The sequence below is a fragment of the Chthoniobacterales bacterium genome, from assembly GCA_018883245.1.
Lineage (GTDB): Bacteria > Verrucomicrobiota > Verrucomicrobiia > Chthoniobacterales > JACTMZ01 > JACTMZ01.
Map to the genome: position 1 here is coordinate 1 of VEQL01000059.1, position 10586 is coordinate 10586.

The window sequence follows — 10586 nt, forward strand, 5'->3', positions numbered from 1 at the left end:
GAGGCGAGGAATGCGAAGAGGGAAAGCAGATGTTTCATGGTTGTTTCGGGTCGGACGACTTTTCCAGAGTCCCCGCCACAACGACCGAGTCAAGGCACAAACGTCGGCGCACGGCCGAGCGTCCTTGTTTCCCCGCCGCTCCCATCGATAATTGAAACATGAAGATATCCGCCGCCCTCGTCGCTGTTCTCGTCTTGATCTCCCCTGCGCTCGCCCAACCGCCCCGCCCCGATGCCCCGAACCCGCCTGCCCCTCCTTCCGTTGCGGTGCAAGGAAGCGGCGAAGTGCGTGTGCCGAACACGGTGGCCGTGGTGCAACTCGGCTTCGAGGCCGCCGGACCGGAGGAGCCCGCCGTGCGCGAAGACATCACGCGCCGCTCGCAGGCTGTGCTCGCGGCTCTCAAGGAGGAGAAGATTACGCGCTTGCAAACCACAGGCGTCGGCATCCGACCGCAGTTCGGAAATGTGCAGCCGGAACCAGGCAAACGACCCGCGCCGCCAAAAATCACCGGCTACTTGGGACAAGTGACCGTCAGCTTCAATACGCCTGTGGACGAGGCCGGGCGCATCATCACGGCGATGATGAACCTCGGCGCCAACTCGGTCTCCAACATGTTCACCGAGCCGACCGACGAAGCGCGCCGCAAAGCCGAAAACGAAGCTCTCTCGCTTGCCGCCAAGGATGCGGAAGCACAAGCCAGGGCGCTGCTCGCTGCCCTCGATCTCAAATGGGCGGGCATCCGGTCCATCGACGCGACGGGCGAGCATTTCTCCCCGCGCCCGATGCCCCGCGCCACAATGATGATGGCCGAGGATGCGGCACCTTCACCCAGCTTGGACATCCAAGGCGGGGAAAGCGTCATTTCCCGCCAGGTTTCGATGGTCGTGGAATTTACTTCGCTTTGACCCTGATTACTTTGGGGCCCAAGGCGGCATTTGCCCCGGAACGATGCCGAATACCCACGCGGCCAGCGTGAAGGCGACCATCGGGATCAGCACGATGAAAAGGAAGTTGATCCAAAGCCCGATGCGGAGCATGCGCGGCAGCGGAACAAAGCCGGTCGCGTAAGCCACGGCGTTCGGCGGCGTGCCGACCGGCAACATGAACGCACAACTCGCGGCCAATGTGGCCGGAATCGCGAGCAGCAGCGGATTTTGCCCCATGCCGAGGGAGACCGAAGCAACCACCGGCAAAAATGTCGCCGCGGTCGCCGTATTGCTGGCCAATTCGCTGAGAAAAACAATCGCCGCCGTCACCATGAGCACGACCAGCAGGATCGGAAAGCCTTGCCACGCGGCCGTGAGTGTTCCCAACCAAGCTGCGAGACCGGTCTTGTCCATCATCTCCGCCATGCTCAGCCCGCCGCCCATGAGCACCAACACACCCCATGGAAACTCCCGGACATCCTCCCACCCGAGCACAAACGTCCGCTCCCGCCAGTTGACGGGCAGACAAAAAAGCAGGATCGCCGCCCCCATGGCGATCGTCGTGTCGTTGACCCCCGGAGCGAACGACTTGAACAACGGTTGCGCAACCCAGCAGAACGCCGCAGCGAGAAAAACCGACGCGACTTTGATCTCTCCGCGCGACAACGGCCCCAGCTTGGACAACTCCGAGCGCACTTGGCCTGACAGTCCGGGCACGTCCAGCGTCCTGTCGGGCAAGCACAACCTGACGAGAATCGCGTGCGTCAGCACGGTGCCCACGATCACCAGCGGCACCCCGACGAGCATCCAGCGGCCGAATCCGATGTGGAACCCGTAGGTCTCGGAAATGAATCCGGCCAGCAGGGCGTTCGGGGGCGTGCCGACGAGCGTGCCCATGCCCCCGATGTTCGAGGCGTAGGCGACCCCGAGCATCATTGCGATGCCCAAACCCTCCGTCGCGCGCGCGTTCGCATCGCCAAGGTGCTCGCGCAGGAGGGCGACCAGCGAGAGCGCTATCGGCAACATCATGACAGCCGTGGCGCTGTTGCTAACCCACATGCTGATGAACGCCGTTGACGCCATCACACCACCGAGCACACGGGTCACGCGGGAACCTGTTGTGCCGATGATGTGCAGCGCTATGCGTTGGTGCAACCGCCAACGCTGGCAACCAAGGGCGAGAAAAAAACCGCCCATGAAAAGATAGATCACCGGGTTGGCAAAAGGTGCCGCCGCTTCTTTCACCGAAGCAACTCCCAGCAAAGGGAAAAGCACGATGGGCAACAACGCCGTGGCCGGGATCGGGATGGCCTCGGTCACCCACAGCACAGCCATCGCCAAAGCAACCCCTGCCGTCCGCCAACCGGCCACCGACAAACCCTCGGGCGGGGACGCGAGCGGGAAAAACACCAACAACGCCGATGCGGCAGCCAATCCCCAGCCACCGGCAAACTTTGTGCCCGGCGACGAACCTGCCTGGTTCATGGTTGCAAATTAGCGGGAGGGGCAGGCGCTTGTCCACACCACGCGCCACCTGCATGCACTCCCGCGCGCTTGGCCTCTGGCGAGAGAACGTTAAACTCCGCCGCATGTCCGCGCCGAAGCTCACCCCCATGATGCGCCAATACCAGGAGATCAGGCGCGAGCTTCCGCCGAATACTTTGCTCCTCTTCCGACTCGGAGACTTTTACGAGATGTTCTTCGATGATGCCCGCGAGGCATCAGCCATCCTCAACGTTGCCCTCACCAAGCGCAACGATGTGCCCATGTGCGGCGTCCCTTATCACAGCGCGCGCGCCTACGTCGCCAAGCTCGTGGAGTCGGGCAAGCGGGTCGCCATCTGCGACCAAGTCGGTGATGTGACACCCGGCAAACTCGTCCGGCGCGAAATTTCCCGCATTCTCAGCGCCGGCACCTTGGATGACTTTGGACTCGAGGAAAACCGGAACAATTACCTTGCGGCAATCTGCCCCGGGAAGAAAGCGCACGGCCTGGCGTGGCTGGAACTCAGCACCGGCGAATTCCGCCTCGCAGAAATCGGATCATCGGCCCAGGTCTCCGACCAGTTGGCACGGCTTCAGCCGGGCGAGCTGCTTGTTCCGGACACCGACGAATCGGTGCCGGTCAACCTTTCCATGCCTCCCACTCCGCACGACGCGTTCGCTTTCGATCTCACCCAAGCCTCCGATCTCATCCGCGACCATTTCGGCGTCCAATCCCTCGACGGCTTCGGCTGCTCAAATCTGCCCCTCGGGATCGCGGCCGCCGGAGCCCTGCTGCATTACGTGACGCGCAGCCTGCGCCGCGACGTGCGGCACCTCGAGCCCCCGAAGCCCTGGCACGCCGGAGAATACGTGCTCCTCGACGCGACAACGCAGGCAAACCTCGAACTCGTCGAGTCCCGGAGCGCCGAAGGAAACAGCCTGCGCGGCGCCATCGACCGGACCCTCACTCCCATGGGCGCACGGCTTCTTCGCGATTGGATCCTCCACCCGCTCCGCGACCTCGACGCCATCACGCGGCGCCAAGACCTCATTGCCGCCTTGCACGACGATCCGGCGCAACTTGCCGCGGTCCGCGATGTTCTCCGCGACATCCGAGACATGGAGCGCGCTGTCGGACGCCTCAGCCTCGCCTCCGGCAACGCACGCGATCTGGTCGCGCTGAAGACGTCCCTCGCCCTCTTGCCGCCGCTGCGAACCGCACTCGCCGGTGACGGCCGCTCGCCCCTTGTCGGGCTTGCGGACGACCTCCGGACTTTCGATCCACTCGTCGGGCTCCTCGATTCCGCCGTCGTGGACGAGCCTCCGCCGACTACCCGTGACGGTGGCATGATCCGCGAGGGTTACGATGCCGATCTCGACTCGCTGCGGCGCGCAGGCACCGAAGGACGCCGGTGGATTGCCGAATTGCAGGAACGCGAAATCGCGCGCACCGGAATCAAATCGCTCAAAGTCCGCTACAACTCCGTCTTCGGCTACTACATCGAGATCACCAAATCGAACCTCGACGCGGTTCCTGCGGACTACACGCGCAAACAAACCACGACGAACGCCGAGCGCTTCATCACACCCGAACTCAAGGATATGGAAGGACGCATCCTCGGCGGCGAGGAGCGCGCCCGCGCCTTGGAGACGGAAATCTTCCAGCAACTCCGCTCCGCGGTGCTCGCCGAATTGGAGCCCCTGCAGCAGACCGCGCGGGCCATAGCCCGGATCGATGCGCTCGCGGGGCTCGCCGAAACCTCACGCACCTTCCGCTACGTCCGCCCGAAACTCACGGCAGGAGGCACCATCAAAATCACCGACGGACGCCATCCAGTGCTCGACCAGACCATGACCGCGGGGCGCTTCGTGCCGAACGATACCGAGCTGGATACGGAACAAAACCGCCTTGTCATCCTCACCGGGCCCAACATGGCCGGCAAAAGCACCTACATAAGACAGGTCGCCCTCCTCGTCCTTCTCGCCCAGACCGGAAGTTTCATACCCGCGGCCAGTGCCGAAATCGGGCTCGTCGATCGAATCTTCACCCGGGTCGGCGCAACCGACGACCTCGCACGCGGACAATCCACCTTCATGGTGGAGATGAACGAGACCGCAGCGATCTTGAACAATGCCACCGACCGCAGTCTCGTTATTCTCGATGAGATAGGCCGGGGCACATCGACCTTCGACGGGATGTCCATCGCGTGGAGTGTGGCCGAGCACCTTCACGACATCACGGGTTGCCGCACGCTTTTTGCGACCCATTACCACGAACTTACCGACCTCGCGCGCACGCGGCCCGGCGTGGGCAACTGCAATGTCGCCGTCCGCGAATGGAACGACGAAATCATCTTCCTGCGGAAAATTGTTCCCGGCCCAGCGGACCAGAGCTACGGCATCCAAGTGGCCCGTCTTGCCGGCTTACCCGAACCCGTCCTCAAGCGCGCCCGGGAAATCCTGCAAAATCTCGAAAACTCCGAACTCAACGCCGAGGGCAAACCCGCTTTCGCCGAAAAGCGGAAACGCCCGCACAAACTGCGCGCGTTCACCGACCAGCTCGATCTTTTTGCAGGGGACTGAACGCCGCAGGCGGCTCAGGCTTGGTATTCCTGCAACGCGCGGACGCCATAACCCCCGCCCTGCAAAGCCTTGATGGCGCGGATGCTCATTCGCGCACCGCGCAGGGTGGTCATGATCGGCAGGCGCTGGGCGACCGCCGCGCTTCGTATCGTCACTTCGTCCTGACGCGGAGCTTTGCCCTGCGGCGTGTTGATGATGATCTGGATTTCGCCGTTCTTGATGAGGTCGAGAATATTCGGGCGTCCCTCGTTGAGCCTGAACACCGGCGAAGCTTCCACACCGGCTTCGCGCAGCACCGCCAGAGTGCCCTTGGTTGCGTAAATGGAAAAACCCGCGGCCGCAAAATCGCGCGCGATCGCCACAACACCCGGCTTGTCGGCATCTTTGACGCTTATAAACACGGCGCCCCCGACCGGGAGTGCCGGCTGCGCCGACATCTGCGCCTTCGCGTAGGCGATTCCGAGATCGGGGTCGATGCCCATGACTTCGCCGGTGGAGCGCATCTCGGGTCCGAGCACGATATCCGTGCCGGGGAATTTGATGAACGGGAACACCGCCTCTTTCACCGCGTAGTGCCGCGGCAGGACTTCCGATACCACTCCGAGATCTTTCAACGAATGGCCCGCCATCACCTTGGCCGCCATCTTGGCCAGGGGGACGCCGATCGCTTTGCTGACGTAAGGCACCGTGCGCGAGGCGCGCGGATTGACCTCGAGGACGTAGACCGTTTCGTCTTTCACCGCGAACTGCACATTCATAAGTCCGCGCACTTTCAATTCCTTGGCCATCGCTGTCGCGGCGGAGCGCAGTTCCTCAAGGACTTTTCCGGACAGCGAGAAGCTCGGGATCACGCACGCGCTGTCGCCGCTGTGGATCCCCGCCTCCTCGATGTGCTCCATGATGCCGCCGATCACCACGTCCGTCCCGTCGCTGATGCAATCGACATCCACCTCGGTCGCATCCTCGAGAAAACGATCAACAAGCACCGGGCGGTCCGGGCTCGCCTTAACCGCGGTGCGGATGTAGCGGCGCAAATCCTCAGGCGTATAAACAATCTCCATCGCGCGCCCGCCGAGAACGAAGGACGGGCGGACAAGAACCGGATAGCCGACCCTCTCGGCCACGGCCAGCGCCTCGTCCTCTTTCGTCGCCGTGCCGCCTTGCGTGGCATGCAGCCCGAGCCGGTCGAGCATCGCGGCGAAATGCTTGCGGTCCTCCGCCATCTCGATGCTCGCAGGCGAGGTGCCGATGATCTTCACGCCGTTGGCCTCCAGCGCGGCGGCGAGGTTGAGCGGGGTCTGTCCCCCGAATTGCACGATGGCTGCATCGCACTTCTCCCGCTCGTAGATATTGAGCACATCCTCGAGCGTGAGCGGTTCGAAGTAAAGTTTGTCGCTGGTGTCGTAATCCGTCGAAACCGTCTCCGGGTTCGAATTGACCATCACCGTCTCCCACCCCAACTCGCGGAACGCGAAAGCCGCGTGAACGCAGCAGTAGTCGAACTCGATACCCTGGCCGATGCGGTTCGGCCCGCCGCCGAGAATCATGACACGCTTCTTATCGCTCGGACGCGTTTCATCCTCGTCGCCGTAGGTCGAGTAATAATACGGCGTGTAAGCCTCGAACTCGGCCGCACAGGTATCCACCAGGCGATAAGTCGGCTCGACACCCGCGGCTTTGCGCTGCCTGCGCACATCATCTTCCGTGCGACCTGTGAGCCGCGCGATCTGACGGTCGGAGAATCCGTGACGCTTCACTTTCCGCCAAGGCACGGCATCCAAGTCCTTGGGGAAGGTCTGTTCCTGCTCGACGATTTTGGCCAACCCGCGGAGGAACCAGGGGTCGATCGCGGTGATCTCGTGGATTTTTTCCACGGTCCATCCGGCCATAAGCGCATGGCGCAGACTGAAGATACGCTCCGCGGTCGGGATGCGGATGCGGTGCTCGAGTTCCTCCACGTCGACGGATCCGTCTTCGCGGCGCGGCGGCTCGTCTTTGCCGTCGGCGCCGAAGCCCGCGCGTCCTGTCTCGAGCGAACGCAGGGCTTTTTGCATCGCCTCTTTGAAAGTGCGCCCGATGGCCATGGCCTCGCCGACGCTTTTCATCTGCGTGGTCAGAACGGGGTCGGCCTGCGGAAATTTCTCGAACGTGAAGCGGGGAATTTTGACGACGCAGTAGTCGATGGTCGGCTCGAAGCTTGCCGGCGTCTCGCGCGTGATATCGTTGCGCAATTCGTCGAGCGTGTAGCCGACGGCCAGCTTGGCTGCGATTTTGGCGATCGGAAAACCCGTGGCCTTGGAGGCCAGCGCCGACGAGCGGGAAACGCGGGGATTCATCTCGATGACGACCATGCGGCCGGTCTTCGGGCAGACGGCGAACTGGATGTTCGAGCCGCCTGTCTCCACGCCGATGGCGCGGATCACCGCGAACGAGGCATCGCGCATCGCCTGGTATTCTTTGTCGGTCAGCGTCTGGATCGGCGCCACGGTGATCGAATCACCCGTGTGAACACCCATGGGGTCGAAGTTTTCGATCGAACAAATGACAACGCAGTTGTCGGCGCGGTCGCGCATCACCTCGATCTCGAACTCCTTCCATCCGAGAAGGGACTCCTCGATCAGCACTTCGCTCACCGGCGACATGTCGAGCCCGCGGGCGACGATTTCCTCGAACTCCTCGCGATTGTAGGCGATTCCCCCGCCGCTGCCGCCGAGCGTGTAAGCCGGGCGGATGATGAGCGGGTAGCGCCCTATCTGCGCGGCAACAGCCCGCGCCTCGTCCATGTCATGCGCCACCCCCGACTGCGCCACATCGAGTCCGATGCGCAGCATGGTCTCCTTGAAAATCAGGCGGTCCTCGCCGCGCTCGATCGCTTCGGCATTGGCACCGATGAGCTTCGTGCCGAGCCTCTCCAGCGCCCCGCTTCGGTGCAATTCCATGGCGGCGTTGAGCGCCGTCTGACCGCCGAGCGTGGGTAGCACGGCGTCCGGCTTCTCGCGCGCGATGATTTTCTCGATGACCTCCACCGTGATGGGCTCGATGTATGTCCGGTCGGCGAATTCCGGGTCGGTCATGATCGTCGCCGGGTTGGAATTGACGAGCACCACTTCGTAGCCTTCCTCCCTCAGGGCTTTGCAGGCCTGCACACCGGAGTAGTCGAACTCGCAGCCTTGACCGATGACGATGGGACCGGAACCGATGATGAGGATTTTTCGAAGCGAGGTATCTTTCGGCATGGGCGCGGCCCTTTCCTCTAAACCAGCGGAGCCGGACGTGCAATCCGCGGCTTCAGGGTCACCGCTTTTTGTGCCTTGCCGCGCGCGGCCCGTGGCGGGAGAATCGCCGCAATGATCGAACTCGAAGTTTATGCGGCGGGCTTGCGGGCGCCCGACAAATTGATGGGGTTGGACCTCGAGTTGGGCGCGGTTCCCGGGCTCCGCTACAAGGTCGACACCCTCCACGACATCATTTTTCTGGAGTCCGACGACGTTGCCATCTCGCTCGAAGAAATCCGCAGCATCTTCAACAAACTCGACCTCACGGCCCGCTTTGTCGGCCAGACGCATTCGGTCGCGCGCTCGCAGTCGGCGACGCAGGTCATCCGTCCCTGACTCCGGAGCGCTCCATGTCACTCGCCCAAGGCGCAGGCAAAGCGTGTTTTTCCTTCGCGCGCTATCTCGGTGAAGTGGCGATGCTCGCGGCCGAAACCGTGCAGGGCATTTTCCACGGGCAGGTGCGCAGGAGTCTCGTGGTCCGTCAAATCTACGAAATCGGCTACCGTTCCCAGCTTGTCGTCCTGATCACCGGCGCGTTCACCGGTGCGGTCTTTGCCACGCAGACATTCTTCCAGTTTCACCGTCTGCAGATGGACACCGCCGTCGGGCCCGTGGTCAGCGTCTCGATGTTCCGCGAACTCGGGCCCGTGCTCTGCGGCCTCATGGTCGCCGGGCGCGTCGGCGCCGCAATGTCCGCCGAACTCGGAACGATGAAAGTCACCGAGCAACTTGATGCGCTGCGTGCGCTGGCGGTGCACCCCGTCGATTACCTCGTTATCCCCCGCTTCCTCGCCATGCTTGTCTCGATGCCCTTGCTCGTCGCCGAATGCATCGCGATCGGGATCCTCGCGGCGTTTTTCGTCACCACGAAGATTCTCGGCGTTTCGGAGGTCTATTACCTGCACAACATGCTGCACTTCACCGGCGGCAGGGACGTGGCCATGGGGCTGATCAAGGGCATGGTCTTCGGCGTCCTCATCGTTTTTGTCAGTTGCCACCAGGGCCTGACCGCACGCGAAGGAGCCGTGGGCGTCGGTCGCGCCACCACCGAAGCCGTGGTCATTGGATCGCTCTTCATCCTGGTGGTGAATTTTTTCCTGACCATGACCCTCAACATCTTTTTCCCGGCCGGAAAATGACGACACACGCGCGGCCGCGGGAGGTCATTTCGGTGGACAACCTGGTCCAGACCATCGGCGGGCAGGAAATACTCCGGGGATTCAGCCTCAAGGTTTACGAGGGTGAGACCTTGGTCCTGCTCGGGCGCAGCGGCGGCGGCAAAAGCGTGTTCCTGCGCCATCTCATCGGGCTGATGCAACCGCTCGAAGGCCGCATCATCGTGGAAGGGCAGGACATCGCGCACTTGAAGGAACGCGAGATGGCCCGCATCCGCCACTGCATGGGCATGGTTTTCCAGAACGGCGCACTCTTCGACTCGATGAACGTCGGGGAGAATGTCGCTTTCCCGCTGCGTGAACGCGGCGAGACGGACGAAGCCAAAATCGGCGAAAAGGTCCGAGAGGCGCTGCAGATGGTCGATCTCCACGGCCACCAGCACAAGATGCCGGTCAACCTCAGCGGCGGAATGCGCAAGCGCGTCGCGCTGGCCCGCGCCCTCGTCAGCCAGCCGCGATGCATGCTTTACGACGAACCCACGGCGGGGCTGGACCCGATCGTCGCCGACAGCATCGACCTGCTGATCCGACGCCTGCAACGCAAGCTCGGCGTGACATCCATCGTCGTGACCCACGACATGAAAAGCGCCTTCACCATCGCCGACCATGTGGCACTCCTGCACGAGGGCCAATGCTACTTCTACGGTTCCTGCGACCAATTGCGCGCCTCGACGGATCCCGTGATTCGTGATTTCGTGGAGGGCAGATCCCACGAAGCACCCTGACCCATGCACAGCCAAGACTCCCGCATCGAAACAAAAGTCGGTTTCTTCGTCATACTCGGACTGGTCGTGGTCGCCGCGACGGTTGTGTATTTCGGCCGTCTCGGCCAGGGCTTGCAGCGTTTTTACGACCTGCAGGTCGATTTCCCCAACGCCAGCGGTCTTCTCAAGGGGGCCGACGTGCTCCTCGGCGGCGCCCGCATCGGCTATGTGGCCGAGCCTCCGAGCGTTCTCCCGGCCATGCAGGGCGTCGCGGTGAAGTTGAACATCCGCGACGATGTGAAACTTCCGGAGGCCTCTCGCTTCGTGGTCGGAAGCTCGGGTCTGCTGGGAAACCGCTTCGTCGATGTGCTGGTCGATCCGGCCGCGGACCTGGAAAAGCATCTCCAGCCCGGAGCGGTGATCAAGGGCCAGCGGGAGA

At 62.8% G+C, this 10586-nt stretch carries 8 protein-coding genes; 6 read left to right on the forward strand and 2 right to left on the reverse strand.

Annotated features, from left to right (window positions below):
• Nucleotides 1-158: 158 nt before the first annotated feature.
• The gene (locus tag FGM15_12860; protein ID MBU3666748.1) at nucleotides 159-905 is read left to right on the forward strand and encodes a DUF541 domain-containing protein; all 747 of its coding nucleotides are present in this window, start codon (nucleotides 159-161) and stop codon (nucleotides 903-905) included.
• A gap of 6 nt (nucleotides 906-911) precedes the next feature.
• Here the strand turns inward: FGM15_12860 and FGM15_12865 are convergent, their stop codons facing one another.
• The gene (locus FGM15_12865) at nucleotides 912-2411 is read right to left on the reverse strand and encodes a DASS family sodium-coupled anion symporter (protein ID MBU3666749.1); all 1500 of its coding nucleotides are present in this window, start codon (nucleotides 2409-2411) and stop codon (nucleotides 912-914) included.
• A 104-nt stretch (nucleotides 2412-2515) separates the two neighbouring features.
• On the opposite strand from FGM15_12865, the gene mutS reads away from it, so the two are divergent.
• Nucleotides 2516-4993, forward strand: a complete 2478-nt coding sequence (gene mutS, locus FGM15_12870; GenBank protein ID MBU3666750.1) for a DNA mismatch repair protein MutS — start codon at nucleotides 2516-2518, stop codon at nucleotides 4991-4993.
• Between the two features lie 14 nt (nucleotides 4994-5007).
• On the opposite strand, the gene carB is transcribed toward mutS, so the two are convergent.
• A complete protein-coding gene (gene carB, locus FGM15_12875; GenBank protein ID MBU3666751.1) occupies nucleotides 5008-8229 on the reverse strand; it encodes a carbamoyl-phosphate synthase large subunit in 3222 nt (1073 codons plus the stop codon).
• A 111-nt stretch (nucleotides 8230-8340) separates the two neighbouring features.
• Here carB and FGM15_12880 point away from each other — a divergent pair, with 111 nt between their 5' ends.
• The 4 genes from FGM15_12880 to FGM15_12895 all read left to right on the forward strand — a co-directional run.
• Entirely contained in the window at nucleotides 8341-8604 is a 264-nt protein-coding gene (locus FGM15_12880) for a hypothetical protein (protein ID MBU3666752.1), read from the forward strand.
• Between the two features lie 14 nt (nucleotides 8605-8618).
• On the forward strand, nucleotides 8619-9407 hold the full coding sequence (locus tag FGM15_12885; GenBank protein ID MBU3666753.1) for an ABC transporter permease: 789 nt from the start codon (nucleotides 8619-8621) through the stop codon (nucleotides 9405-9407).
• Nucleotides 9404-10168 (forward strand): ABC transporter ATP-binding protein, encoded by a 765-nt coding sequence (locus FGM15_12890; GenBank protein ID MBU3666754.1) that lies wholly within the window; start codon nucleotides 9404-9406, stop codon nucleotides 10166-10168. The genes FGM15_12885 and FGM15_12890 overlap by 4 nt, the downstream gene beginning before the upstream one ends.
• 3 nt (nucleotides 10169-10171) lie before the next feature.
• On the forward strand, nucleotides 10172-10586 hold a 415-nt coding region (locus FGM15_12895; GenBank protein MBU3666755.1), incomplete at its 3' end, for an MCE family protein.

Bases quoted from the DNA above. Each gene is read 5' to 3' on its own strand.
- FGM15_12885 (MBU3666753.1), top strand. From the start codon at position 8,619: ATGTCACTCGCCCAAGGCGCAGGCAAAGCGTGTTTTTCCTTCGCGCGC.
- FGM15_12880 (MBU3666752.1), top strand. From the start codon at position 8,341: ATGATCGAACTCGAAGTTTATGCGGCGGGCTTGCGGGCGCCCGACAAA.
- carB (MBU3666751.1), bottom strand. From the start codon at position 8,229: ATGCCGAAAGATACCTCGCTTCGAAAAATCCTCATCATCGGTTCCGGT.
- FGM15_12865 (MBU3666749.1), bottom strand. From the start codon at position 2,411: ATGAACCAGGCAGGTTCGTCGCCGGGCACAAAGTTTGCCGGTGGCTGG.
- FGM15_12860 (MBU3666748.1), top strand. From the start codon at position 159: ATGAAGATATCCGCCGCCCTCGTCGCTGTTCTCGTCTTGATCTCCCCT.
- mutS (MBU3666750.1), top strand. From the start codon at position 2,516: ATGTCCGCGCCGAAGCTCACCCCCATGATGCGCCAATACCAGGAGATC.
- FGM15_12890 (MBU3666754.1), top strand. From the start codon at position 9,404: ATGACGACACACGCGCGGCCGCGGGAGGTCATTTCGGTGGACAACCTG.